The sequence below is a fragment of the Rhodopseudomonas sp. BR0G17 genome, from assembly GCF_010907025.1.
GTDB classification, from domain to species: Bacteria; Pseudomonadota; Alphaproteobacteria; order Rhizobiales; family Xanthobacteraceae; genus Rhodopseudomonas; species Rhodopseudomonas palustris_H.
Genome location: NZ_QUML01000026.1, coordinates 29,212 through 54,878 on the forward strand (window position 1 = coordinate 29,212; position 25,667 = coordinate 54,878).

Annotated in this window: 25 protein-coding genes and 2 tRNA genes; 6 read left to right on the forward strand and 21 right to left on the reverse strand. The window is 65.7% G+C overall.

Annotation, left to right across the window (positions count from 1 at the left end):
- Positions 1-10: 10 nt before the first annotated feature.
- Positions 11-757: an HAD-IA family hydrolase gene (locus DY467_RS18475; protein WP_164638092.1), complete on the reverse strand. Its 747-nt coding sequence runs from the start codon at positions 755-757 to the stop codon at positions 11-13.
- Between the two features lie 115 nt (positions 758-872).
- On the opposite strand from DY467_RS18475, the gene DY467_RS18480 reads away from it, so the two are divergent.
- Positions 873-1,025, forward strand: a complete 153-nt coding sequence (locus tag DY467_RS18480) for a hypothetical protein (RefSeq protein WP_159060705.1) — start codon at positions 873-875, stop codon at positions 1,023-1,025.
- Positions 1,026-1,031: 6 nt separating this feature from the next.
- Here DY467_RS18480 and DY467_RS18485 read toward each other — a convergent pair whose 3' ends face one another.
- The 12 genes from DY467_RS18485 to DY467_RS18540 form a co-directional block, all read right to left on the reverse strand.
- Positions 1,032-1,421 (reverse strand): response regulator, encoded by a 390-nt coding sequence (locus DY467_RS18485; protein WP_164638094.1) that lies wholly within the window; start codon positions 1,419-1,421, stop codon positions 1,032-1,034.
- Positions 1,422-1,680: 259 nt separating this feature from the next.
- On the reverse strand, positions 1,681-3,168 hold the full coding sequence (locus DY467_RS18490) for a sensor histidine kinase (protein ID WP_246701576.1): 1,488 nt from the start codon (positions 3,166-3,168) through the stop codon (positions 1,681-1,683).
- A gap of 172 nt (positions 3,169-3,340) precedes the next feature.
- Positions 3,341-3,416, reverse strand: a tRNA-Phe gene (locus DY467_RS18495).
- A gap of 135 nt (positions 3,417-3,551) precedes the next feature.
- Positions 3,552-3,734 (reverse strand): DNA gyrase inhibitor YacG, encoded by a 183-nt coding sequence (yacG, locus tag DY467_RS18500; RefSeq protein WP_164638098.1) that lies wholly within the window; start codon positions 3,732-3,734, stop codon positions 3,552-3,554.
- Entirely contained in the window at positions 3,724-4,347 is a 624-nt protein-coding gene (locus DY467_RS18505) for a Maf-like protein (RefSeq protein ID WP_012497704.1), read from the reverse strand. The genes yacG and DY467_RS18505 overlap by 11 nt, the downstream gene beginning before the upstream one ends.
- A 96-nt stretch (positions 4,348-4,443) precedes the next feature.
- Entirely contained in the window at positions 4,444-5,610 is a 1,167-nt protein-coding gene (locus DY467_RS18510) for an AAA family ATPase (RefSeq protein WP_164638100.1), read from the reverse strand.
- A 328-nt stretch (positions 5,611-5,938) separates the two neighbouring features.
- Complete coding sequence (locus DY467_RS18515; RefSeq protein WP_164638165.1) at positions 5,939-6,406, reverse strand: arsenate-mycothiol transferase ArsC; 468 nt, start codon at positions 6,404-6,406, stop codon at positions 5,939-5,941.
- Positions 6,407-6,464: 58 nt separating this feature from the next.
- Entirely contained in the window at positions 6,465-6,956 is a 492-nt protein-coding gene (locus DY467_RS18520; protein WP_011160062.1) for a UPF0262 family protein, read from the reverse strand.
- Entirely contained in the window at positions 6,953-8,248 is a 1,296-nt protein-coding gene (hisD, locus tag DY467_RS18525; protein WP_107346087.1) for a histidinol dehydrogenase, read from the reverse strand. Before hisD ends, DY467_RS18520 begins: the two co-directional genes overlap by 4 nt.
- Before the next feature lie 124 nt (positions 8,249-8,372).
- The gene (locus DY467_RS18530) at positions 8,373-8,828 is read right to left on the reverse strand and encodes a DUF2948 family protein (protein WP_164638102.1); all 456 of its coding nucleotides are present in this window, start codon (positions 8,826-8,828) and stop codon (positions 8,373-8,375) included.
- Between the two features lie 19 nt (positions 8,829-8,847).
- The gene (murA, locus tag DY467_RS18535; RefSeq protein WP_164573108.1) at positions 8,848-10,137 is read right to left on the reverse strand and encodes a UDP-N-acetylglucosamine 1-carboxyvinyltransferase; all 1,290 of its coding nucleotides are present in this window, start codon (positions 10,135-10,137) and stop codon (positions 8,848-8,850) included.
- Between the two features lie 149 nt (positions 10,138-10,286).
- Positions 10,287-10,580 (reverse strand): DUF3551 domain-containing protein, encoded by a 294-nt coding sequence (locus DY467_RS18540; protein WP_164638104.1) that lies wholly within the window; start codon positions 10,578-10,580, stop codon positions 10,287-10,289.
- 239 nt (positions 10,581-10,819) lie between these two features.
- Here DY467_RS18540 and DY467_RS18545 point away from each other — a divergent pair, with 239 nt between their 5' ends.
- Positions 10,820-11,107 carry a hypothetical protein gene (locus tag DY467_RS18545; protein ID WP_164573110.1) on the forward strand — a complete coding sequence of 96 codons (288 nt, stop codon included), beginning with the start codon at positions 10,820-10,822 and terminating at the stop codon, positions 11,105-11,107.
- 63 nt (positions 11,108-11,170) lie between these two features.
- On the opposite strand, the gene DY467_RS18550 is transcribed toward DY467_RS18545, so the two are convergent.
- The gene (locus tag DY467_RS18550; RefSeq protein ID WP_164638106.1) at positions 11,171-12,862 is read right to left on the reverse strand and encodes an FAD-dependent oxidoreductase; all 1,692 of its coding nucleotides are present in this window, start codon (positions 12,860-12,862) and stop codon (positions 11,171-11,173) included.
- 31 nt (positions 12,863-12,893) lie between these two features.
- Positions 12,894-13,184 carry a hypothetical protein gene (locus DY467_RS18555; protein ID WP_246701577.1) on the reverse strand — a complete coding sequence of 97 codons (291 nt, stop codon included), beginning with the start codon at positions 13,182-13,184 and terminating at the stop codon, positions 12,894-12,896.
- Here DY467_RS18555 and DY467_RS18560 point away from each other — a divergent pair.
- Both DY467_RS18560 and DY467_RS18565 read left to right on the forward strand, forming a co-directional pair.
- Positions 13,178-13,624, forward strand: coding sequence for a nuclear transport factor 2 family protein (locus DY467_RS18560; protein WP_164638108.1), 447 nt, complete (start codon positions 13,178-13,180; stop codon positions 13,622-13,624). The two genes, DY467_RS18555 and DY467_RS18560, sit on opposite strands and share 7 nt — an antisense overlap.
- A gap of 186 nt (positions 13,625-13,810) precedes the next feature.
- A tRNA-Thr gene (locus DY467_RS18565) sits at positions 13,811-13,885 on the forward strand.
- 252 nt (positions 13,886-14,137) lie between these two features.
- Here DY467_RS18565 and DY467_RS18570 read toward each other — a convergent pair.
- Complete coding sequence (locus DY467_RS18570; RefSeq protein ID WP_164638110.1) at positions 14,138-17,929, reverse strand: hypothetical protein; 3,792 nt, start codon at positions 17,927-17,929, stop codon at positions 14,138-14,140.
- Positions 17,930-18,391: 462 nt separating this feature from the next.
- Here DY467_RS18570 and DY467_RS18575 point away from each other — a divergent pair, with 462 nt between their 5' ends.
- Both DY467_RS18575 and DY467_RS18580 read left to right on the forward strand, forming a co-directional pair.
- The gene (locus tag DY467_RS18575; protein WP_164638168.1) at positions 18,392-18,781 is read left to right on the forward strand and encodes a hypothetical protein; all 390 of its coding nucleotides are present in this window, start codon (positions 18,392-18,394) and stop codon (positions 18,779-18,781) included.
- Between the two features lie 125 nt (positions 18,782-18,906).
- Positions 18,907-20,196 (forward strand): DUF2130 domain-containing protein, encoded by a 1,290-nt coding sequence (locus DY467_RS18580; RefSeq protein ID WP_164638112.1) that lies wholly within the window; start codon positions 18,907-18,909, stop codon positions 20,194-20,196.
- Between the two features lie 36 nt (positions 20,197-20,232).
- Here DY467_RS18580 and DY467_RS18585 read toward each other — a convergent pair whose 3' ends face one another.
- Genes DY467_RS18585 through DY467_RS18605 form a run of 5 tightly spaced genes read right to left on the reverse strand, consistent with a single transcriptional unit; the run spans position 20,233 to position 25,635 of the window.
- Entirely contained in the window at positions 20,233-21,477 is a 1,245-nt protein-coding gene (locus tag DY467_RS18585) for an acetyl-CoA hydrolase/transferase family protein (protein WP_164638114.1), read from the reverse strand.
- A 25-nt stretch (positions 21,478-21,502) separates the two neighbouring features.
- On the reverse strand, positions 21,503-22,669 hold the full coding sequence (locus tag DY467_RS18590) for an acyl-CoA dehydrogenase family protein (protein ID WP_164572752.1): 1,167 nt from the start codon (positions 22,667-22,669) through the stop codon (positions 21,503-21,505).
- 55 nt (positions 22,670-22,724) lie between these two features.
- The gene (locus tag DY467_RS18595; protein WP_164638116.1) at positions 22,725-24,014 is read right to left on the reverse strand and encodes a TRAP transporter large permease; all 1,290 of its coding nucleotides are present in this window, start codon (positions 24,012-24,014) and stop codon (positions 22,725-22,727) included.
- Between the two features lie 11 nt (positions 24,015-24,025).
- Entirely contained in the window at positions 24,026-24,577 is a 552-nt protein-coding gene (locus DY467_RS18600; RefSeq protein WP_164638118.1) for a TRAP transporter small permease, read from the reverse strand.
- A gap of 32 nt (positions 24,578-24,609) precedes the next feature.
- On the reverse strand, positions 24,610-25,635 hold the full coding sequence (locus DY467_RS18605; protein WP_164638120.1) for a TRAP transporter substrate-binding protein: 1,026 nt from the start codon (positions 25,633-25,635) through the stop codon (positions 24,610-24,612).
- Between the last annotated feature and the right edge of the window lie 32 nt (positions 25,636-25,667).

The following is a 25,667-nucleotide window of genomic DNA, read 5'->3' on the forward strand; positions in this document are numbered from 1 at the left end:
CCGCCTGCGCTCAGGCGGCGCGGCACCAGCGCGCCAGCGCGTCCAGCGTCACCAGGGAATCGCCCGCGCCCGCACCGGCCAGATGCCGATACGGCGCGTCCGGCTCGCCGAGATCGCTCAGCACCGCGAGCGCGCCGGGGAAGTCGTCGCCCTCGGTATAGAGCCCCGGCGTGACGATGGTCGGCAGCCCGGCAGCGCGCGCGGCGCGCACCCCGTTGGTGGAATCCTCGAACGCGACGCAAGCGGCGGCCGGCAGCTGCAGCGCGTCGAGCACGTGGAGGTAGATGTCCGGCGCCGGCTTCTTGGCCGGCACCACGTCGCCGGCCCCGACCGCATCGAACAGCGCCATCGCGTCCGGCCCGAGCGAGGACTGAAGCAGCGCCTCGACATTCGGCAGGCTGGTGGTGGTGGCGATGCCGAGCTTCACGCCCGCCGCCTTGGCCTCACGGATCAGCCGCGCCACGCCGGGGCGCAGCGAGGTGCCGGCAGCGACCAGCGCGGTGTAGCGGTCGGTCTTGGCCCGGTGCAATTCGGGGATCCGATCGGCCGCCCGCTCCGCGCCCTCCGGCTCCGACTTCAGGAAGTGAGCGATCCGCTCCTTGCCGCCGGTGACGTCGAGCAGCTTGCGATACAGCGTCGCATCCCAATGCCACGGCAATTGCTCGGCCGCGAAGGTGGCGTTGAAGGCCTGACGGTGCAGTTCTTCGGTTTCCGCGAGGGTCCCATCGACGTCGAAGATCAGCGCAGAAGGTATCATGGAACCAATTTACTCTCGGACGGTGCGAAGCGTCCAAAAAATGAACACAAATCGGACCTGACAATGACTTGGGCAAGGTGTAAAGCAAACTTTACAATCACCATCAAGCGCTCCGATGTCCGATATCGAACACGATTATTCTGCTCAGCGCCGCTGCGAGAAGTGCGGCGGTGAAATGAAGCTGATCGGCCGTTTGCCGCGTCGGCTGCAACATCCGCCGCGCACCGTGTTCCGCTGCTCCGCCTGCGACGACGTCGTCCAGGAATAGCCGAGCCTATCCCGGCGTCCGGTCGCCTGGCGCCAGCGCGGCATCCATCAGCGTCTGCAATTGTTTGGCGGTGAACGGCTTGGCCAGGCAATAGACGCCGTTCTCGACCGTCATTCCTTCCCGCTTCAGCATCGTCGCATCGAATTCCGGCAGCATCCCGCTGATCACGATGATCGGCAGCGCCGGCCGCGCGGCCCGCACCGCAGCCAGCACGCTCTTGTCCTGGACCTTGGGCAGGCTGAGATCGATCAGCACCAGCGCCGGATCGCTCCGGCTGAGCCAATCGAGCGCCGCAGCCCCGCTGTCGCACACCGTGACCTGATGGCCGGCTTTGCTCAGCACCAGAGTCAGCACCGTGCGCACCGCCGGCTCGTCGTCGACGACCAGCACCTCCATCACCACCTCTTGGCAGGCGTAAGGACCGTGAGCGCCGCGACGCAAAACAAAGACCGGCTATGACGGTGTCAGATTGCTGCAGTTTGCGAAACGAGCGCAACTGGTAACGCTACGAGCGCGGGCGGCCTCTGCACAGAGCGAACATACGTCATCCCCTCCGGAGCCGAGGGCGTGCTTCCTGACCTCCTGCACCACACCTCATCGGTGATGGTGTTCCCAAAGAGGCAGCCCCGTCATGCGACGCTCCCGAAACGGCTCATCACGAGGGCGACATGGTCGGCAAATCGATCTGAAACGCGGCGCCCTGCTCGCGGCCGATCAGCTCGATCGTGCCGCCGAGCGTCGAGGCCACGAGGTTGAAGGCGATGTGCAGGCCGAGGCCGATGCTGCCGCCGTCGCGCTTGGTCGTGAAGAACGGATCGAAGATCCGTTCGGCGAGATCGGCCGGGATGCCGACGCCATCGTCCGCCAGTGTGATCCGGACCCGGTCCGGCGCGATCCGCGCGGCCTCCACATGCAGCACGCCCTCGGCGTCGCCCGGGTAAGCGTGGATCGCCGCGTTGAAGGCGAGGATGCCGAGCACCTGACCGAGCGCGCCGGGGCGGCTGATCAACGTGATCCCTTCCGGCACGTTCAGCTCCACCGTCAGGCCGCGACGCGATAGCAGCGGCCTTAGCTTGTCGAAGCTGGTGGACAGCCAGCCACGCAGCTCGCCCCCTTCGCGCTGCTCGTTGGCCTGATCGACCGCAACCTGCTTGAAGGCGTGGATCATCTCGGAGGCGCGCAGCAGGTTCTGCTGCGTCATCCCCAGTCCTTGGTCGAGCCGGCCGATGCCGCGGGTCAGATCGGAGCGCCGCACCGCACCGCCTTCAAGGGCGCGGGCAAGGTCGCGGACGTCGGCTTGCATCGCGCTCGAGGTCGTCAGCGCCAGCCCGATCGGCGTACTGACTTCATGGCCGACGCCGGCGACGAGCTGTCCCAGCGCCGCCAGCTTCTCGGCTTGCACCAGATGCGCCTGGGTGGCGCGGAGCTCGCGCAGCGATGCTTCCGATCGCGCAGTCTCGCGCTGTAGCGCCTCGGTGGTGGCAAACTGGCGGCGCGCCCGATGTTCGCGGGCGCCGACGGCGTACAGCGACAGCAGATACGAGTTGCCGATCAGGAAGTGATTGATGAAGCCGAGTCCTGGCGACATCTCCGGCGCCAACCGCTCGGCGAAAGCGAAGGCCAGCCAGGTCGTCACGCAGAAGATCAGCAGCGAGCCGATCCGCAGCGGCAGCATGGTCGAGACGAACAGGATGACGATGATCATCCCGGCGGACGCGTAGGTGAAGCCGGACGGCAGCACCAGATACACCGACGGCAGTACGCAGCCCGGGATCACGCAGTACAGCAGCAGGATGGTCTCGGCCCAGCGCCGCGCCATCCCGAGCAGCAGCGTGAGCGGCAGCAGCACCATCAGTGCCGTGCCGCCGCGGATCGCCAGCGTGATCGGCACGACCTCGGGGTACAGCATCCAGTCCCAGAAGGTGTAGCCCGCATAGGTCAGCGCGCCGAGGACCATCGCCGCCTGGGTCCAGCCGATCTGGGACCGGACGTAGCTATCGACGAAGCGGCGCTCTTCCGCCGGATTGTCGAACCGCAGGCCGGCGGCTTTCAATAGATGGCGGAGCCACTGACGGCGCGGCGCCGCCACGGTCGCGACGGGGAGCGACGCTGCACGGCTGTCGGATCGTTCGCTCGATGACATCAAGGATGCACAACGGAACCGCCGTCCACCGACGGCATACAGCGACCCGCGCGAAGCCGCCAAAATCACGCTCCGCGCGCTCGTCCCAGCGGTATCATCCGGCGCAAGGCTAATGCAAGCAAAGGGGCCGGTGGAGGCCTGTGCAGAGGGAGCCGAAGCTTAAAGGGGGGAATGGTGCCCAGGGGCGGGATCGAACCACCGACACTGCGATTTTCAGTCGCATGCTCTACCAACTGAGCTACCTGGGCGTCGTCCGCCCGGTTCGAAACCGGGGGAGCGCCGGGTTATAGTCAGACACGGCGGCGCTGTCCACCCGTCGTGACGGTGTTTTGCCGGGGAAAAATTCACCGGATCGTCGTACAGCCGCCGCCCGGAATTCCGGCTCAATCCTCTTCGTCGTCGGCGGGCCGGCCGGGAATGGCGTAGGAGCCGGACAGCCAGCGATTGAGGTCGACGTCGCGGCAGCGCTCGCTGCAGAACGGGCGCGATTCGGCGGTCGCCGGCTTGCCGCACACCGGGCAGGGCTTGGCGCCGCGCGGGCGCTGCACGACCGGATCAGCCGGCATTGAGCCAGCCATGGCGGATCGGGAAGCCCTCGCCGCCGAGCAGCGAAATCGTCTCGTACAGCGGCAGCCCGACCACATTGGTGTAGGAGCCGACCAGCTTGACCACGAACGAGCCGGCGATGCCCTGCACCGCATAGCCGCCGGCCTTGCCGCGCCATTCGCCGGAGCCGACGTAGCCGGCGATGTCCTCTTCCGACAGCCGCTTGAACCGCACCCGGGTCTCGACCAGACGCTGGCGGAACGCCTCCTTCGGCGTGACCAGGCAGACGGCGGTATAGACGCGGTGATTGCGGCCCGACAGCAGCCGCAGGCACTGCGAGGCTTCGTCGGTCAGCTCGGCCTTCGGCAGGATGCGGCGGCCGACCGCCACCACGGTATCGGCGGCGAGCAGATACGAGCCGCGCAGATCGTCGTCGAGCTGGATCGACTGCAGCGCCGCCTCGGCCTTGGCGCGGGCCAGCCGGTTGGCGCAGGCGCGCGGCAGCTCGCCGCGGATCGGCGTTTCGTCGACGTCCGCCGGCCGCAGCGCATCGGGCTCGATGCCGGCCTGGTTGAGCAGCGCGAGCCGTCGCGGCGAGCCGGAGGCGAGAACGAGTTTGGGGCGGCCGAGCATGCGGAACTTTTGATTCGACGGGGTGGCGGGAGAGAGCGCGGAACCTATCGGAAGGCGAGTGCCGGGACAACAGGCGCCGGGCACAGAGCAGGACAGTCAACGCGCCGGCCAGTTCCAGGATGGACGCTCACCGTCGCGGACCAGCGTCTCGCTCAGCTCTTTCTCGAGCACGATCTCGCGGCTGTCGGCCTCGCGGCGCAGTGCCGAGACCAGCCCGTCGGCATGCGACACCACAACGATCTGCGAGCGTGTCGCGGCTGCGGCGATCAGCCGGGCGAGCGGCGCCAGCAGATCGGGGTGCAGGCTGGCCTCCGGCTCGTTGAGGATCATCAGCTCGGGCGGCCGCGGCGACAGCAGCGCGGCGACCAGCAGCAAATAGCGCAGCGTGCCGTCCGACAATTCCGCGGCTTTCAGCGGACGCAGCAGGCCGTGCTGCGCCATCGCGAGCTCGAAATAACCGTCGGCCTCGGACACTTCCAGCCGCGCACGCGGAAACGCATCGTCGATGGTGGCCGCGAGCGCGTCGTGATCGCCGATCTCCAGGATGGTCTGGATCGCTGCCGCCAGATCGGCACCGTCGCCGCCGAGCACCGGCGTGCGGGTGCCGATCTGCGGCCGCCGCGCCGGCGCATCGCGATCGGTACGCAGCTGATCGTAGAACCGCCAGTCTCGCATCCGGTCGCGCAGCAGCAACAGTTCGAGCGCCTCGCGCGGATCGGCGCCGTGAGTCATCATGCTGTCGGCGGGGCTCAGCGACCGATACACCTCGCGCCACTGGCCGCCATCGTCACGCACCCGCACGAACGGACCGCGCCGTTCGGCAAAAGCGTTGGCACGGCCGAGCAGTTCGCCGGTCCACACGCTCTCGACCTTGATCTCCGGATCGCGCGTGAACCTCGACGCGCGCGGCCCATCCGGCGGCGGCGGCAGGCCGAGATCGATCGCGTAGCCGTAATCCGGGCCAGCGAACCCGAGCTTGATTGCGATGCGGTTGCTGCGCGTCGTGCCCTGCACCGGATGAACGCCGCGCTTCATCGTGCGTGACAATGTCTCGGGCCCGGCCCACAGCGTCGACGGCAAGCCGCCCTCGGCGGCCAGCGATTGAATCACCCGCCCCTGCGCGATCTCGGCGAGCAGCCGCAACGCGCGATACAGGCTCGACTTGCCGGTGCCGTTGGCGCCGGTGACGACATTCAGCGGCCCGAGCGACAGCCGAACATCACGCAGCGATCGATAGCCCGAGACAGCAAGACGCGTGATCATTGCGATTTCCGATCGTGTACCAACGCTTGATGGATAGCAGATACCGAGCGAGCGGCCAAAGCATGGAGCCGCAGTCTGCGAAGTGGGCGCTCTTCTCCTTGCATGCTTGCGCCCCTCCCCCGCGGAACGTCAGTCCGGGGCGCTCGCGCAGCGAGCGAACCCGAAAGCTCGTTGTGCAGGAGGCCGTGCTCCACAAGCTCGGGATTCCGGATTCGCGTCTGGCGGCGCGCCCCGGAATGACAGACGTGAAAGGGCGTGGTTACTCCATGCTCACGCGAAACAGCGCAAGGCCAGGAACGCTTGGCCGGAACAGATCACCGGCTCACAACTACTCGTTCCCGCCGCTGTGGCGGCCGAAGCGTTTGTAGATGCGCTGCATCAGGGAGTCGGCGACTTCGCGGTAGGCGGCGAGCTTCTGCTCGCGGTTGCCTTCGGTGCCGGTCGGATCGTAGGTCGGCCAGTATTCGACGTCGACCGCATGGGCGCGGGTCAACTCCAGTGCCTTGTGGTGCGCCTCCGGCGACAGCGTGACGATCAGGTCGAAGTTCAGGCCCTCGTAATCATCGAGCTCTTCGAACGTGGTCGGCCTGTGCTTGGAGATGTCGAGACCGCGCTCGGCCATCACCGCCACGGCGAACGGATCGAGTTCGTGAGTCTTCACGCCGGCGGAGCGCACATACATCGTGCGCGGCGCGATGCCGCGCAGCATCGCCTCCGCCATCGGCGAGCGCACGCTGTTCATGCCGCAGGCGAACAGCACCGCGTGCGGCAGGCCGGTCCGCGACGGCGGTGTCATCACCATCGTCCGCCGCCGTTCGGCCCACGCCAGGTTTCCCCGCGCGCGCCGTGCATCATCAGCCCTTCCAGTGCAGCACGGAAATCAGCGTGAACAGCCGCCGCGCGGTCTCGAAATCGATACGGACCTTGCCGGCCAGCCGCTCCTGCAGCGTGCGCGAGCCTTCGTCGTGGATGCCGCGGCGGCCCATGTCGATGGCTTCGATCTTGTCGGGCGTGGCGGTGCGGATCGCCTGATAGTAGCTGTCGCAGATCATGAAGTAGTCCTTCACGATGCGGCGGAACGGCGTCAGCGACAGCAGATGGGTGATCACCGGCGCACCGTCCTCGCGGCGGATGTCGAACATCAGCCGGTTGCCGGTGATGCCGATGTGCAGCGTGAACGGCCCCTCGCCCGCGCCCTCGGGCGCGAACAGGTTCTTTTCGACCAGATCGTAGATCGCGATGGCGCGCTCGTGCTCGATGTCCGGTCCCGAGCGCCCGATCGATTCCTCGTCGAGCGTCACCGCGACGATGCGATTGTTGGAATCGTCTGGTTCCGGATTGCTCATCGCTGATTCAGACGCAGTCCCACCGATCGCGCATGCGCGTCCAATCCTTCGGCCTTGCCGAGCGCCATCGCGGCCGGGCCGAGCGCGGCGAGCTGTTCGGGGCCGCACTTCAGGATCGAGGTGCGCTTCATGAAATCGAGCACGCCGAGGCCCGACGAGAACCGCGCCGAGCGCGCGGTCGGCAGCACGTGGTTGGAGCCGCCGACATAATCGCCGATCGCTTCCGGCGTATGGCCGCCGAGGAAGATCGCGCCGGCGTTGCGGACCTTGGCGGCGAACGCCTCCGGATCGGCGGTCATGATCTCGAGATGCTCGGCCGCAATCGCATTGGCGAGCGGGATCGCGTCGTCGAGCTTGGCGACCTTGATGATAGCGCCGAACTCGTCCCACGAGGCGCGCGCGATCTTGACCCGCGACAGCGTGTTGAGCTGCGCCGCGACCGCACGTTCGACGTCGGCGGCGAGCACCGCGCTATCAGTAATCAGAATCGATTGCGCATTGGCGTCGTGCTCGGCCTGCGCCAGCAGATCGGCCGCGATCCAATCCGGGTTGGCGGTCTTGTCGGCGACGACGACGACTTCCGACGGGCCGGCGATCATGTCGATGCCGACGCGGCCGAACACCAGGCGCTTGGCGGCGGCCACATAGGCGTTGCCGGGACCGACGATCTTGGCGACCGGCTGAATCGTCGCGGTGCCATAAGCCAGCGCGGCCACCGCCTGGGCGCCGCCGATGCGGTAAATCTCGGTCGCACCGCCGAGCTTCGCCGCAGCCAGCACCAGCGGATTGAGCGTGCCGCCGGGCGACGGCACCACCATCACCACACGCTCCACCCCGGCGACCTTCGCCGGAATCGCATTCATCAGTACCGACGACGGATACGCCGCGGTGCCGCCGGGCACGTACAGGCCAACCGCCTCGATCGGGCTCCAGCGCCAGCCGAGCTCGACGCCGAGCGGATCGGTGAAGCGGTCGTCCTTCGGCAGCTGCCGGCGATGGAAGAACTCGATGCGGTCGCGCGCCAGCTTCAGCGCGTCGACCGTCTCGGAATCGCACGCCTTCACGGCGGCTTCGACCTCGTCCTCGCTGATCCGCATGCCGGCGGCATCCAGCGTCAGCCGGTCGAACTTCTCGGTCGCCTCGAGCAGGGCAGCGTCGCCGCGATGCGCCACGTCGTCGACGATGGCGCGGGTGGCGGCCTCGATATCCGCCGCGACCTCCCGCTTCATCGCCAGGAAGGCTTTGAATTTGGAAGCAAAATCGGGACTGGCGTTATCGAGACGAAGGGGCATGTCGATTGATCCGGCAGGCGGCTGCGGCGGGGCGGCCTCTGCTCAATGGCGCGGCGCCTTACCGCCGTCAACCCTCATAACCTGTGGGGTTTGGCGGACACCGCGGAGCGACCCTGCAGCGCACTCAGCCGAGTCCACCGAGGTTTTCCGGCGGAGCCTCGCCATCGCCGACACCGAGCGCGTCCGGACCGAGATCGGTCAGGGCGCATTCGAGGCATTCGACGTCGAGGCGCAGCATGCCGCCGCGGGAGAACATCAGCACCACGCTGCCGCCGGGCGGCTCCGGCGCGGTGTAAAATTCGAGGCCGATCAATTCGAGCGCCTCATCCTTGGCGTTCATGTCGATCGCGCGCGACTTGCAGGCCAGCACCCGCTCGAACCGCAGCGCGGCAATCAGGCGGCCGGGCACCGGTTCGCCCGACAGCGTCTGCTCCCAATCGAGCCGGTGCAGGCCGATCACCAGGCGCTTCTCGGCCTGGCGCCAGACGATGTCGCCGATCTCGACCCGGGCGTCCTGCACATGCGCGGAGATCACCGCAAGATCGTCGGGATCGAAGGCAAGCAGCTTGAGATCGCCCACGGCCGGCCCCTTCGCGGCATCAGCCGCTGATGCGCTCGATATTGGCGCCGCAGGCCGACAGCTTCTCTTCGAGCCGTTCGAAACCGCGGTCGAGATGATAGATGCGGTTGACCATGGTCTCGCCTTCGGCGGCGAGCGCCGCGATCACCAGCGACACCGAGGCACGCAGGTCGGTCGCCATCACCGGCGCGCCGCGCAGCCGTTCGACGCCGTCGATGGTCGCGGTCTCGCCGTCGAGCGAGATCTTGGCGCCGAACCGCGCCAGCTCCTGGACGTGCATGAAGCGGTTTTCGAAGATCGTCTCGGTGATGTGCGAGGCGCCCTTGGCGCGGGTCATCAGCGCCATCAGCTGGGCCTGCAGATCGGTCGGGAAGCCCGGGAACGGCGCGGTGGTGACGGTCACCGGGCTGATGCCGGCGCCGTTGCGCGAAACCTTGATGCCGTCGTTGTTGACCGTGATGGTGGCGCCGGCCTGGCTCAGCACGTCGAGCGCCGCCTGCAGCAGCTCGGGGCGGGCGCCGGAGAGCTGGACCTCGCCGCCGGCCATCGCCACCGCCATTGCATAGGTGCCGGTCTCGATCCGGTCAGGCAGCACGGTATGACGCGCGCCGTGCAGCTTGGCGACGCCCTCGATGGTGATGCGCGGCGTGCCGGCACCGGTGATCTTGGCGCCCATCTTGTTGAGGCAGTCGGCGACGTCGACGATCTCCGGCTCGCAGGCAGCGTTGTCGATGATGGTGGTGCCCTTGGCGAGCGCCGCCGCCATCACCGCCACATGGGTGCCGCTGACGGTGACCTTGGGGAACGTGATGGTCGCGCCTTTGAGGCCGCCCGGCGCCTTGGCGATGACGTAGCCGCCGTCGATCGTGATCTCGGCGCCGAGCTTTTCCAGCGCCATGATCAACAGGTCGACCGGCCGGGTGCCGATCGCACAACCGCCCGGCAGCGACACCTTGGCTTCATGCATCCGCGCCACCAGCGGCGCGATCACCCAGAAGCTGGCGCGCATCTTCGACACCAGATCATAGGGCGCGGTGGTGTCGACGATGGTCTTGGCGGAGATGTGCAGGGTCTGGCCCTGATATTCATGATCGCCCGGGCGCTTGCCCGCCGCCATGATGTCGAGCCCGTGGTTGCCGAGGATCCGCTGCAGCAGCGCGACGTCGGCGAGGCGCGGCACATTGTCGAGAATCAGGGTCTCGTCGGTGAGCAGGGCCGCGATCATCAGGGGCAGCGCTGCGTTCTTGGCCCCCGAAATCGGGATAGTGCCCCGCAACTCGTTGCCGCCGATGATCTTGATCCGATCCATGCCGATTCCCGCTGATTTGCTGTGGAATTATACGGCAGGAGCGCCGCCCGTGGCAAAAGCGTGGAATTTGAGGCGATTTCAAGGGCGGGGCGGTCGCGGCAGGCCCTGAGCGGCCTGCCGGCTTTGTCGACGAGGGGCTAAAATCCGCCTTACCAGCGCTGGCCGTAGGTCCGGTAGTCGCGGTGGCGCGGCTCGCGGAACGCAGCCCGCGGGTTGACGATGCAATCGGCCAGCCGGCCCGAGGCAGCGGCCCGGCACTGCCCATACGAGGCATAATTGCAGTCGCCCGGATAGCCGTAGCCGGGCGAGGTCAGGCAGTAGGGATAGTCGCGCGCTTCGGCCGGGGTCGCCACCGCCGAGAACAGACCGGCACCGGCCAGCACGGCGGCGAACGCGAGGGCGGCTGTGCGCGGCGTCGCGCCGCTCTTCAATTTCGATAGCATTCCTTGATCCTCCGTGATCTGCCGCACCAACCGGGCTTCGGCTTTGTCGTTCCTGTCCGGCGAATGGTTCGCAGCACCGTGATAGCAGCGCAAGCTTCGGCCGCCGCCCCGCATCACGTTTTGATACCACGAGTTTTGCCGATGTGACCGCATTCCGTCGTGCGCGCCGGAACGACGACGCTAGGCTGCGGTTGGTGAGCCAGTCGGTGCGATCGCACCATTCACCCGAGGGAGGTTCTATGACATCCCGACTGACTCGATTGACTGGTGTTGCCGCCGCCGCGCTGCTGGCGACCACCATGGCCGCGGCTGCGCAGAGCCAGACCGATTCCCGCGGCAACGCGATGGGCTCGCAGAACGTCGGCAACGGCGCCCCGCACACCGGCACAATGGCCCCCGGCGCCACCACCGGCATGGGCGGCAAGGGCATCAACGGTGCCAATCATCCCACCCCGTCTTCGACCCAGGGCGACACCGGCCCGCGCGGCAACAACAACGGCACGATCAGCGGCAACGCCGGCCGCTAACCGCTTAAGCGGATCGGAGCACTTCAGAGCCCTGGCTTCGGCCGGGGCTCTTTTCGTTGGGAATCAACCGGCCAGATAGCTGTGCAGCGCGGCGACCACCTGGGCGCCCTCGCCTATCGCGCCGCCCACCCGCTTCACTGAGCCAGACCGGACGTCGCCGACCGCGAACACGCCGGGCACCGAGGTCTCAAGCGCCTGCGCCGGCCGCTGGCCTTCATCCACCGACGGCCCGCCGGTGACGACGAAGCCGGCGCGATCCAGCGTGACGCCGCAGCCGTCGAGCCAGCCGGTCGCCGGATCGGCGCCGACGAACAGGAACAGATTGCTCACCGCCATGGTGCGGTCCTCGCCCGAGAGCCGGCTACGCAGCGTCGCCTGCCTCAGGCCGGTTTCGGGCGAACCATCGAGCGCCACCACCTCGGTGTTGAATACCAGCTCGATGTTCGGCGTCGATTCGATCCGCTCGATCAGATAGCGCGACATGCTGGCGGCAAGCCCTCCGCCGCGAACCACCATGTGCACGCGCGCGGCGTGGCCCGACAAAAAGACCGCCGCCTGCCCGGCCGAATTACCGCCACCGACCAGGATCACATCCTGCTGCTTGCACAGCCGCGCCTCGATCGGCGAAGCCCAGTAGTACACGCCGCGACCTTCGAACTCCGGCAGCCGCTCGATCTGCGGCCGGCGATAGCGCGCACCGCTAGCGACCACGATGGCGCGGGCGCGCAGCTCGCCGCCGTCGTCGAGCGCAAGCTTGAAGGTGCCGTCGTTGCAGCCGCAGACCAGCGACTTCACTTCGGTCGGGATCATGATATCGGCGCCGAATTTCTGCGCCTGATTGTAGGCGCGCGCGGTGAGCGCCATGCCGGAGATGCCGGTCGGGAAACCGAGATAGTTTTCGATCCGCGCGCTGGCGCCGGCCTGGCCCCCGAACGCGCGCTGATCGCACACCGCGACCGCCAGCCCCTCGGACGCGGCGTACACCGCGGTCGACAACCCTGCCGGCCCCGAGCCGACGATCGCAACGTCGTACAGCTTGGAGCGATCGATGTGGCCGTTCATCCCCATCGCCCGCGCCAGCTCGGACTCGCTGGGGTTGCGCAGCACCGTGCCGTCCGGCGTCACCACCAGCGGAAGATCGCGCGGAGTGGGCGAATAGCGCGCCACCAGCTCGGCGGCGTCGTGATCGGTCGCAGGATCGAGCAGATGATGCGGCCAGCCATTGCGGGTCAGGAAGCCCATCAGCCGCACCGCATCCGAGGCATTCGCCGAGCCGATTAGTACCGGGCCGCCGACGCCACCCTGGATCAAATTGACCCGACGCAGGATCAGCGCCCGCATGATCCGCTCGCCGAGATCTGCCTCGGCAACGAGAAGACCGCGCAGCCGGTCCGGCGGAATCAGCAGGCATTCGACCTCGCCCTCGGCGATGCCGTCGACCAGCGCGACGCGGCCGGACAATTGGCCGATCTCGGCCAGGAACTGCCCGGGCCCCTGCTCAGCCACCGGGGTGATGTGGCCGAGGCCGTCACGCTGGCTGACCGCGACATGGCCGGACAGCACCACGAACATCCCCGGACCGGGCTGGCCGGTCTCGAACAGCCGCGCGCCGTCGGCATAGCGCCGCACCTCGCCGAACCGCCGGATGCGATCGATCTCGGCCGGCGTCAGCTCCGGAAAGGTCTGATCGTGGCGATCGACCGGCCTGACCTGAGAGGCATCCGGCCGATCGTTCTCATAACTCGAATCCGCCATGCCTGTGCCTCTTCGCTTGGTCGCGCCGGTGTCAGTCGCCGCCAGCATCACCGCGCTGGCTGGCGTTATCATGACCGCCGGTATCCGGCGTGTCTTGCACGATCGCGACAGGGCGTGCGGGCTCCGGCTCGGCGCGGCCGCGGGCCTGCGCTTTGCGACGTTTCAGATTGGCGCGCAGCGCCTCGGCCAGCCGCTGCTCGCGACCAGAGCCTCGCGGGGGCGAATTCTGCATATCGGCCATGGTGAATACTGCTGAACTCTCGGTTCCATTGTTCGACATAATGGTTTCGGCATGTTGCCGCGAGTGAGACAGCCATGACAATCGAGGTTTCGGGCATCGCCCCGGCTGCGCAGCGAACGCTGGCGGTGTGGCACGACGTGTTCGTCAGCCGGGACTGCGACCGGATGCGGCCGCTACTCGCCGAAACGGTCGTGCTGCATTCCCCGGTGGTGCGGTCGCCGATCGTTGGCCGCGCCGCCTGCCTGCTGGTTCTGTGCACGGTCTCCAGCATTTTTCAAGGGTTTCGCTACCATCGCACCTACGTTGGCGACTCACAGGAGGTCGCACTGGAATTCAGCGCGGCGATCGACAGCTGGGATCTCAAGGGCATCGACCTGATGCACTTCAACGACGACGGCGAAATCGCCGAATTCGAGGTCCTGATCCGCCCGTTGCGGGCGCTGTCGGCGCTCGGCGAGGAAATCGGCCGCCGCATCGGGCCTCAGCTCATGCAGATCAAGCGCGGCGATCCGGTCCGCTGACCCTGGTTGGCGAGGGCTAGAACCCGCCAGCCGGCGAGCGGCTCGGATGCTGCGACCAATTCGCGAACCTTGTGGCCGGTTTTTCCCCGGCATCCGGCGCGATCCGCTTGCGCCGGCGGATGCCCTGTGGCAAGGAACGGCCGCGCCGCGCGGGAGCCCCACTGGCTGATTCCCCGCCCGGTCGATGCTGCCGTAGCTCAGTGGTAGAGCACTCCCTTGGTAAGGGAGAGGTCGACAGTTCAATCCTGTCCGGCAGCACCAGATTATCCATTTAAAATCAATCACTTAATCGAGGTCGCCGCCCATTGTGGCATGTTCCTTTGGAGCATGAAGAGGCAGAACAAAGCACGAAAGTGCGTGCCAAAACGTGCCAAATCCGTGCCTCCAATAGCCGTCAATCCTCGTGAGCGGATTGCTTACCTCCGAACGTCTTAGGCACTGCGGGACGATGCACCGATTGCAGGTGGCGATCGCCACAGTGGCGGCAGATTGTTCAAAGGCCGGGCGTTTGGCCTATTCAAACCGCTCGTCCCGCGATCGATCGTCTTCAATTTCTCGCTTGCGTTCTACCGCAACATCTCGCGCGAGCTGTTCTTTGGCTTCTTCTAAAAGCGAACAGAGACCCGCTGAGACTTCCGGCTCAAGGATATCAAGTAGCCGAGCATTTACTTCGATCAGCGCGGCACGGGAACCACTCCAGCTCGTCGGCTTGAACCGCCTGATGAACTCAGTGAGCACCCTCTTGGGATCTGGCGCATTGGCGAGAAGCGCCTTTGCTTGCTCCGACCAAACCTGAGATCCTTGCTCGATCGACTGTGCAAACGTGACGATCGAGGCCGCTAAAGTAAAGCGCACCTCACGCTCCCGGTCGCACCATGCGATGAGTTCGGCGCATGGAATCTCGTCGGCCGGATTCGAATGAAGGTAACGCAGGCGCGTGAAATCGAAGACTATTCTCCGGTTCTCCTCGTCATTTCCACCGAACAGAGCGTCGAGGACTGGCCCCGGTTGAATACTCATCAAAGCCTTGAGCAGATCGTGATTATCGAAGACATGGCTTTCATATTCCAAAAATGCCTGCCGCAAACGGCTGATAACCTCCGCGGCAATCGGAACAGCCTCTGTCCCTGACAAGCAGGCTCGCACAACACCCGCAAGTTGGTAGTCATTCCGCTGACGTTTCTTTCCAAATCTGACGCGTCGCAGAAGCTCCTGGCCGGCCACCAGGAGTTCCGGCTCATGCTGCCTTTCTGCTGATCGATCCGAGTGGAGGCGCATAAAGAGGATCTCCAGCGCCACGTCGAACCCTTCAGGTTGTTCGGCGATGGAAATTAGCAGGTCTTTCAGATCACGGCCCGCTAGCTGGTCCGACGTTCGCCCAAGCGCAAGGTCACGGTACATCCAGATCGGGACCTGCCCCGAGCTGAGAACTCGCTTCAGTCGTTCGACACCTCGCGCGTCAATCGGCACCGCTGACTGCAACACAGGTAGAAAGACCACCACGCCAGACTGGTGAAGTGCCGCGTCGAGGAGATCGTGTGCGAGGTCCCGCTCTTTTTCCCAGAGTTCGGCAAGGAAGCCCCGGAGAATTTGAGGATTCCGCTGCTCCTCAGAGAGCTTTCCAAGCTCGTCCACGAGTCGCACCCAGGTTGCGCGAGGGTCCATTGACGCGCCGGCGAGTCCACCACCGAATGCCCAGGCCCCGTTTCCGCCGCGGAGAAGGTCGGGCAGCAATTCCGCAAACGCCGCCTCGTCAATGGCAACCGCCGCGCCAAGGTCGCGCGCTATAGCTTCCAGACGTTCGTGCTGGTCTGTGATATTGCCATCGATGTCCTCGTCACCAAATTCGATCCCGCCCGACTGATTACCAAGGACGGACGCGCGGACCCGATCCGGGAGCCTGGACGGCCTCAACACGGATTCAAGAATGGTAAGCCGTGAAGCATTTTCAGGGAGCAGTTGTTCGGCGTCGAAGTATATCGTTTGACGGCAGGCTACCCATCCTTCGCGCCAGAACCCGTCCGCGGAAAACCTCCGGAAAAGTTCTTCCAATTCGGCGACCATATGCGCCGAAGTCCACAAGCCGCGGAAGCTCTTCGCCAGAACCTTGCGCAACTCAAGCTTGAGTATGCCTTCGGTGAGCGCCAAGCGTTCGATCAGAGCTAGCGCTGCGCCGTACCACTCCGCTACATCTTGAGCGCTGCTAGGCTCATAGCCGTAATCTCGCGACCGCGAGCCGAACTCGAAGGGGTAGACAGAACTGAAATGCATGGCCTCCAGCGCTGCTTCCAGAGCCGCCAGACCCAGCGACTGCTTCGTTAGCTGGTTTGATCGTAGTAGCCGCTCGATAACGCCCAGTCGCTGCTCCACAGTGGCGTGAGTTCCGGAGAGGTAGAGCGAAAACAGTGACGTGAACGTATCCCAGGCTTCCTTGGGCTCACGCTCGCTCGTGTCCTGCGTCGCTGCCCATATCAGCACTGCAGTCGTTCTTTCGAACAGAAGCGGATCGTAGGCGAGAGACCGAAGCAGCCAGCGATAGCGATACAATACCTTTGCGGCCGTCGGGGAATCACCATTGGCGGCCCGCTCCAAAACCGTAAGAGCCGCTTCGGGCTGCACGGGAGCAACGTTCTCAAACATCGCCCGGTGGCAATCATTCAAGGCTGACAGATCGCTCAGCAGGCCGCCGGGCCTTAGCCACTGCTCCACGATTGCCACGGCTCGGGAGTGGTCGTGCAGAAACGATAGTCGCCGTGAGAAGGATCGCGCGAGGCGCTCCGTTCCACCGGTCACGAGCTGCTGGTCGATAATGTCGTACGGCGTATCATCGAGTGCACGGGCGGCAAGTCTGTTCGCAATCGCATGGGGCAGCACCGCCCGCCAAACACTTCGCTGCTGGACAAGGTCGCGGTGAAGCAATTCACTGACGTGTCGGTAGAGTTCTCGCGGTGCTTGATCCGCAATCAATGCCAAACGTGGCAGCTCCGCTTCCTCCCCTGTCAGGGCTTCGCCCTCGAAGGAATACACCAACGAACACGCCTGAGCCGCACGGAGTAGTGCATGGTCTTCATCGTGGCGTTGGCGAAAGAGACGCTGGAAGAGTTCGTCGTCCGAGAGGCCGGCAATTGTTTCGGACCGTCCGACGGTCTCCGCTAGGGCGATTGCGATTCGGGCGTTGCCGCCAGAGGCCTGAGCGATCGTGCGAGCATCAACCTGCGAAAGGCCTGGATATCGACGCGCTACCAGCTTTTCGATAACCTCGGGCGACGATGTGTCGAGCGTGACAATTTCAGTTCCCTCGGGCTGATCGTCGCGCACGTCGTACTCAATCGTGAGGACGCTTACCGTGCTGCTAGGCACGGAGCACAGGTCGGAGAGCCTGCGGTGCAGATCCGGTGGGCAGTTGTCGACGATTAGAACCGCCCGGGTACGGTTCGCGATCATGTCCGAGGCGAGCCCTGTCGGCTGCGGATCGGGGTCGTCGGACAGGTTAGTGTAGACAGCAAGCGAGGGCGGCAGTGCACGCGCCCCGATTCGGGCATCAAATAGGGCTTGAACCAGTCGAGTCTTACCGACACCCGATAAGCCGACCAAGCGCACCATCTTGCCTGCCTTGGCAAGCATATCGCGCAGCTCGTCAATCGCGTCGGCTACTGGATGAGCTGTAGCGTCGCGGTGATTGCGGAGTTGGAGGCGAACCATGTCATCGTGCAGGTACTCAGCTTCGACACCTTCGCTTCCACTGCCCCAAGGACCATAGGGACGCCAACCACGGAGAGGGCGGCCGACTTTCTCCCTCACCCAAGTAATCAGACCAGGATGGCGCCTAACCCAAGTAGCCAGGCGGGTCCGGTCATAGAAGTCGACATGGAGCTGCTCCGCCTTGGGAACTCCGGCCAGGGCGTCACTCAATGCTCTTCTCCGACTCTGAAGGGAGGAATCTGCTGTTGAGCCACGCGAACTGGCGATCACATAGGAGCCGGCCTCGTCGGCGAGTTTGGCTATGACGGGACGAATAACGCCATTCGGGCGCATCTCTCTGCCGATCGCAGCCTTTGCCATGTCCTGCGCTTTAACCTGGAATCCTGCGGAGGCACGGGCGATGAATCCATCAATAGATGCGCCCGGCGGCAACGCCACGCGAACATCCAATCCGCCGTCCGAGGCAGTCTGGTTGCCCCCCCACGTGACTGCCGCGGGCGACAGGCCACGGCTGACGAGTTCGGCTTCGCACAGGCGTCCGACAAGCTCTCTCAGATCAGTGTCGTTCAGTTGGGCAACATCGTCGGGCGTGACGTCAAACATCTTGATGTTCGGGCTTTTTGTTGAGTTCGGTGAGGGGCCACGCGAACATGGTGCTAATTTATCCCGATTCGCGTCGCCCCCTATGCGACCCCACACAGACAAAACCTTCGCCGCCTCAGTGAGGTCTTCCTTGATCCGATAGTCAGCCTGACGGCGTAATCCGATGGCTTGAGCGATCGCGGTAACGCCGGCCCCTGCGGCCTAGATACCTATCCGTTGACCCTCTTTGATCGCCTCGGCGCCAAGTGTTCAGATGTTTGGGGAGTGGGCCAAGCCCGGGACGGCTGCCTTGCAAATCGCTGGTGCTCCTTGGTAAGGAGAGTTAGCAAGTTCGATCCTGTCCGGCATTTGCCAACGCGTTCCTCAGTGTACTGCAAGGCAGCGTGCGCCGATGCGTATTCGAGTTGAAATTCAGCCTTGAGTAGAATTTCATACGGCATCGCCGCTGGTGGATTTGCCGAGATGTTTCAGCTGTTTTCACGCGCCAAAACCGCCAATCAGTTCCGGGCCCGCAACGCGGCGCGGGATGCGGAGACCGATGCGGCGCGGGTGGGTTCGATCGTTTCCGCAATTGAAACCGCGCTGCTGGCGGCGCAGGCCGAACATGCCGGACTGAGCGAGCGGCTCCACGACGTGCTGGCGCGGGCGGCTATCACCGTTGGCACCGAGACCGACGAATATATCGACCGCGCTCCCGAGGACACCGCACTGCAGAACCAGTTCAGCACCGAAATCGCCAATGGCGAACGTCGGCTGCGCGAACTGGAGACCAGTATGGGCCACTACCAATTCCTCAAGACGGTGCTGGCGACGCGTTTCCCCGAGCACACGGCCGCCGACGGCGCGAAGTAGCCGATAGGTCGCCCAACCGAGCCGACGGCTCACCGGTGAGTTCCGCGCTCTTTCTCCGTGAACATTCCATGAACTCCGGCTAGACTCTGCCGTATCGCTCCCGAGCCACGAGATTCGCAAATCCCATGACCGATCTGACCATCACCTGCCCGAACTGCGCCTCGTCGGTGCCGCTGACCGAATCGCTGGCGGCGCCGCTTTTGAAGGACACGCAGGCCAAATACGAGCGGCTGATCAAGCAGAAGGATCAGGACATCGCCGGGCGCGAGCAGGCGCTGCGGGCGCAGCAGGCGGAGGTGGAGAAGGCCAAGGCGGCGGTGGCGCAGCAGGTCGCCGACCAGGTGATGGCCGCGCGGACGCGGATCGCCGCGGAGGAAGCCGCCAAGGCGAAGCGCCTCGCCGAAAACGATCTCGCCGACAAGGCGCGGCAGCTCGCCGAGCTGCAGGACGTGCTGAAAAGCCGCGACGCCAAGCTGGCCGAGGCACAGCAGGCGCAGGCCGAGTTTGTGAAGAAGCAGCGGCTGCTCGAGGACGAGAAGCGCGAGCTTCATCTGACGATCGAGAAGCAGGTCCAGGCTGGTCTCGATGAGGCGCGGCAGAAGGCCCAGCAGGCCGCGGAGGATAATCTGCGGCTCAAGGTCACCGAGAAGGAAGAGCAGATCGCCGCGATGCAGCGGCAGATCGAGGACCTGAAGCGCAAGGCCGAACAAGGCTCGCAGCAATTGCAGGGCGAGGTGCTGGAGCTCGAACTCGAAGCCTCGCTGCGCGCCAAGTTTCCGCATGACCAGATCGAGCCGGTGCCGAAGGGCGAATTCGGCGGCGACGTGCTGCAGCGGGTGGTGAGCACCGCGGCGCAGCCGTGCGGCAGCATCCTGTGGGAATTCAAGCGCACCAAGAACTGGTCGGATGGTTGGCTGACCAAGCTGCGCGACGACCAGCGCAAGGCCAAGGCGGAGCTGGCGCTGATCGTCTCCAACGCGCTGCCGAAGGGCGTGCACACCTTCGACCATATCGACGGCGTCTGGGTCACCGAAGCGCGCTGCGCGATTCCGGTGGCGATCGCGCTGCGGCAGTCGCTGATCGAGCTCGCCGCCGCGCGCCAGGCCGGCGTCGGCCAGCAGAGCAAGATGGAGCTGACCTATCAGTACCTCACCGGCCCCGCGTTTCGGCAGCGGATCGAGGCGATCGTCGAGAAGTTCACCGAGATGCAAAGCGATCTCGACAAGGAACGCCGCTCGATGATGCGGATGTGGGCCAAACGCGAGGCGCAGATCCGCGGCGTGCTCGAAGCCACCGCCGGAATGTATGGCGACCTGCAGGGCATCGCCGGCAAGGCGCTGGCCGAGATCGACGGCATGGCGCTGCCGATGCTGGAAGACTTCAGCGACGACGACGGCGACAGCGAAGCGGCGTAAGTCCGGTTCTATCCGCCCGCGCACAGGCGCGTGGACTCAGGCGATGGTCCGGGCCTGTTCGGCGAGCTGGTCGCGATGCTCCGGCGCCGCGATGGCGATCATCCGCCGCGCGCGCTCGGCGAGGCCGCAACCGCGCAGCTCGGCGACGCCCCATTCGGTGACGATCGCATCGACATCGGCCCGCGGCGTCGTCACCGTCTCGACCCGTGCGACGAGGCGGCTCGCCCCATCCGGCGCCGTCGCCGGCAGCGCGATCAGCGCTCTCCCACCCGGCGAGGCATTGGCGCCGCGGATGAAATCGAGCTGGCCGCCGATCGCCCCGATCGCGACGCCGTTCAGAGTCTCAGCGTTGATGCTGCCGTCGAGCCCGACCTGGAGCGCCGAGTTGATCGCGGTCAGCCTGCTGATCCGCCTCAGCACGCCATGATCATGCGTGTAGGCGGCCGGATGCATCACCACCGCGTTGTTTCGGTGCGCGAAGCGGTACAGCCGCTGCGTGCCGATCAGCTGGTTGGTGATGGTGACGCCGGGATCGATGCCCTTGCGCGCATTGGTGACGACGCCGCGCTCGATCAGCTCTACCACCGCGTCGTTGATCAGCCCGGAATGGATGCCGAGGTCGCGCGCATGCGCCAGCGACGACAGGATCGCGTCCGGGATCTTGCCGACGCCGAACTGCAACGTCGCGCCGTCGGCGATCAGCCCGGCGGCGTTGGCGGCGATCTGGCGGGACACGTCGTCGAGCCCGCCGGACGGCAACTCCAGCGGCGCGCGACTTGCGATGACGCGGTGATGGATCGGAGTGTCGTCCGGCCACTCCGCCCCGAACGTGAACGGCGCGTCCGGATTGATCTCGGCGATCACCACCCGGGCGCGACGCGCGGCATCGATGACATAGTCCCGCGACAGGCTGGCGCTGAGCCGGCCGTCCTCCGCTTGCGCGAGCTGCACCAGCACGACATCGGCGCGGTGCCGTCCGGTCGCGAAGTCGGCGCAGAACGCCGAGTAGTTGCTGGGAACGACATCGAGCCGGCCCGCGCGTGCCAGTTTCCGGGCATTGCCGATGACGCCGTAGCTGACGAACGAGACGTTCGGCGGCGCGGCCGCGAACGTGTCCGAGAACACCGGCCCGACCATCAGCCGGAACGGCGGGAGCCCCGCCGCCTGCGCCATCAGCGCCTCAGTCAGCGTCAACGGCTCGGCCGTGGCCTGACCGCACACCACGAGATCGCCGGCACAGATCAGGCCGGCGAAGTCGATCGACGCGCTCTGGGCTGGCATCGGCGGCGCTCGCGCCGATCCGCGATCAGTACGACTTCGCCAAGCCGAGCACCTTCTCGGCGATAAAGCTGAGCGCGAGCTGCGGGCTGACCGGCGCGATCCGCGGGATCATCACTTCGCGCAAATAGCGCTCGACGTGATACTCCTTGGCGTAGCCGAAGCCGCCATGGGTCATCACCGCCTGCTCGCAGGCCTGAAAGCCCGCTTCGCCGGCCAGATACTTCGCCGCATTGGCGGCAGCGCCGCACGGCATGCCCTGGTCGTATTGCCACGCCGCCGACATCACCATCAGCCAGGCGGCTTCGAGCTCGACCCAGTTCTTTGCCAGCGGATGCTGAATCCCCTGGTTTTGGCCGATCGGGCGGTTGAACACGATCCGGGTCTTGGCGTAGTCGGCGGCACGCGACAGCGCCAGCTTGCCGAGCCCAACCGCTTCGGCCGCGATCAGGACCCGCTCGGGGTTCATGCCTTCGAGGATATAGTGGAAGCCCTTGCCTTCCTCGCCGATCCGGTCCTCGACCGGAATCTCGAAATCCTCGAAGAACAGCTCGTTGGAGTCGACGATCTTGCGGCCCATCTTCTCGATCTCATGCACCTTGATCTTGGTGCGATCGAAGTCGGCATAGAACAGGCTGAGGCCGTGGGTCGGTGACTTCACCTCTTCGAGCGGCGTGGTGCGCGCCAGCAGCAGGATCTTGTTTGCGACTTGCGCGGTCGAGATCCACACCTTCTGGCCGTTGACGACGTAGCGGTCGCCCTTCCGCACCGCGCGGGTCTTGAGCTGGGTGGTGTTGAGGCCGGTGTTCGGCTCGGTCACGGCGAAGCACGCCTTGTCGCGGCCCTCGACCATCGGCGGCAGCATGCGCTGGCGCTGTTCCTCGGTGCCGAACACCACGACGGGGTTGAGGCCGAACACGTTGATATGCACCGCCGAGGCGCCCGACATGCCGGCACCGGATTCCGAGATCGCGCGCATCATGATCGCCGCCTCGGTGATGCCGAGACCGGAGCCGCCATAGGCCTCCGGCACGCAGATGCCGAGCCAGCCGGCGTCGGCCAGCGCCTTGTGGAAGTCGTGCGGGAAGCCGCCCTCGCGATCCTTCTTCAGCCAATAGGCGTCGTCGAAACCCTCGCAGATCTTGGCGATGGCATCGCGAATGGCTTCCTGTTGATCGGTGAGTGCGAAGTCCATGACTGGCTCTTTGTGTTGTTGTTGCTTGGACGGACGAGCGGACGTTGCGTGAGGCCTAGGGCGCCATCTGCGACGGCAGCCACAGAATGATGCTCGGGAACGCCACCATGATGGCGATCGCGATCAGGTGGGCGATGAAGTGCGGGAACGTGCCGTGGAACACTTCGGCGACCGGCCGCTTGGCGTAGCGCGCGACGATGAAGCAGTTCAGCCCGACCGGCGGCGTGATCATGCCGACCTCGGCGGTGACGATCTTGATCACCCCGAACCAGATCGGATCGAAGCCGAGCGACTTGATCAGCGGCATCACGATCGGCACCGTCAGCACCAGGATGGCGATCTGATCCATGAAAGAGCCGAGCACGATGTAGCCGCACAGGATCAGCGTGATGATCACCCAGCGCGAGGTCTCCAGCGATCCGACCCAGGCGACAAGGTCCTGGGTGACGTGGGTGAGCGTGAAGAAGTAACCGAAGATCGACGCACCGACCAGGATCGTCACGATCATGCAGGTGCCGTAGCTGGCGCTGAGCAGCGCCTTGTACAGCGTCCTCGGCGTCACCTTGCCCTTGGAGATCGCCAGCACCAACGCACCGGCGGCACCGAGCGCCGAGGCCTCGGTCGGGGTCGCGACGCCGAGATAGATCGTGCCGGTGACCAGCGTGAACAGCGCCAACATCGGGCCGATCTGCCACAGCAGCACGAAGCGCTCGCGCCACGGCACCGACGCCACCCGAGGCGCGCGTGACGGATCGAGCCAGACCAGGACGTAGATCGTCGCCATGATGGTCGCGGTGACCAGCGCGGCGGGAATGATGCCGCCGATCAGGAGCTGACCGATGTTGACCTCGGCGAGCAGGCCGAAGATCACCAGCGCCACGCTGGGCGGGATCAACATCGCCAGCGTGCCGGAGATCGCCACCACGCCGGCTGCCATCTTCGGCTCGTAACCCTGCTTGATCATGGCCGGCAGGCTGGTCGACGACAACGTCGCGGCCGACGCCGTGCTGGTGCCGCAGATCGCGCCGAAGCCGGCGCCGGCGAGCGCCGTCGCCATGCCGAGGCCACCGGGGATGCGGCCGACCCAGGCCGAGGCGGTTTTGAACAACGCGTCGGCGACGCCGGACAGCAGGACGAGCTCGGCCATCAGCAGGAACATCGGGATGGTGATCAGCTCGTAGGACGACACCGTCGACAGCGGCGCGGTCTCCAGGATGCCGAACAGCGTGCCGGTGCCGCCGACCATCAGCAGGCCGACCGAACCCGAGAACGCCATCGCGAAGCCGACCGGCGTGCCGATCGCGAGCAGGACGAACAGCAGGCCGAGAACGATCAAGGTTGTCATGTCGGCCGCCGCTATTCGAAGGACTTGGCTTCACCGACCCCGACCAGGGGCGGCAACGGATAGAGGTCGCGGCCGGTGACGAGGCTCGCCACATGGCCTGCGAGCATCAGCACGAGCCGCAGCACCAGCACGCCGCAGCCGAACGGCACCAGCGCCGCCGAAATCCAGGTCGGCCACGGGATCGCGCCGGCGAGCACGTCGTTTTGCTGGAAGTTATCGAGCGCGCGGTCGAAGCCGACCTTGCACAGCAGCGCGAACACGAACAGGCCGGTCAGCGCGGTGACGATCTCGGCGAGGCGCCGCCCCGCGAGCGAGAACCGCGGCACCAGAATGTCGACGCCGACATGAACGTGCTCACGTAGCGCGTCCGACAGCGTCAGGAAGAACACCCCGGCCATCAAATAGAGGCCGATCAGATCGTAGGTGAAGGAGAACGGACGGTTCAGCGCGTAGCGCATGAACACGTCCGCCACCACCAGCACCATGATCGCGAACATGAAGGTGACCGCGATCAACGTCAGCGCTCGTTCGAGCGCGGCGAGAGCGGCACTGGCTCGCTGCATCACGCGGTCTCCATGCGTTGTCTAGGGGACGCTTACTTGCCGGCACCAGCGGCGAGCAGGCTCTGAAACTCTTGGAGTGCTTGCGTGCCCGGCTTGCCGCGCGAGTCGATGCCGGCGGCCCATTCCTTGGCGACGCCCTTCAGCTTGTCCTTCATCTGCGCCTTGGTGGCGTCAGGGATCGGATCGAAGGTCACGCCTGCGTCGTTGAGCTGCTTGCGGGTCTGCTGCTGTTCCTTGTCGACGTCGGCGCAGACCTTCGGCTCGATCGCCTCGGAGGCTTCTTCCATCGCCTTCTTGACGTCGTCCGGCAGCTTGGCCCAGGCCCGCTCGCTGATCGAATAAGCGACGATGAACGAGCCGAAGCTGACACCGTCGGTGGCGTGCTTGACCAGCTTGTCGAGGCCGTAGGACGCGATGCTGTCGGCCGGGAACAGCACGCCGTCCATGGTGCCGCGCGCCAGCGACTCATAGGCGTCCGGCGCCGCCATGCGCACCGGCACGGCGCCAAGCGCGCGCAGGGTCAGGTCCTGCGCACCGCCGGTCGAGCGCAGCTTCAGACCCTGGATCGTGTCCATCGAGTCAACCTTCTGCTTGACCGTGAACACCTGATACGGCGGCAGAACCACGGCCATCAGCAGCTTGATCTTGTTGGGCGCGTATTCCTGCTTGGCGAGCACGCCGTCACGTGCGCTCTTCCAATAGGCCATCGTGCCCTGACAGCTCGTGGCGAACGACTCCGGCAGTTGCGCGACTTCCGACAGCGGCATCTTGTCGGAGGCGTAGGACGGCGCGATGTAGCCGATGTCGACGACGCCCGACTGGGTCAGACGCAGCAGGTCGGTCGCCTTGCCCATCTGCTGGTTCGGATAATAGCTGAAGGTCACCGCGCCGTTGGTGCGCTTGGTGACGTCGTCCATCCACGGCTTCAGCATCAGGCGGACGAGATAGTGCCCGGCGGGAAACGAGTCGGCGACCTTGAGTTCGAGCGCCTGAGCAGGCGCCAACGCCATCGTCACCGGCAGCGACAACGCCACCGCCCAAGCCACGCTTGTCCGCATCCGCAGTCCTCCCTGTGTCCGTCCGCAGCAGC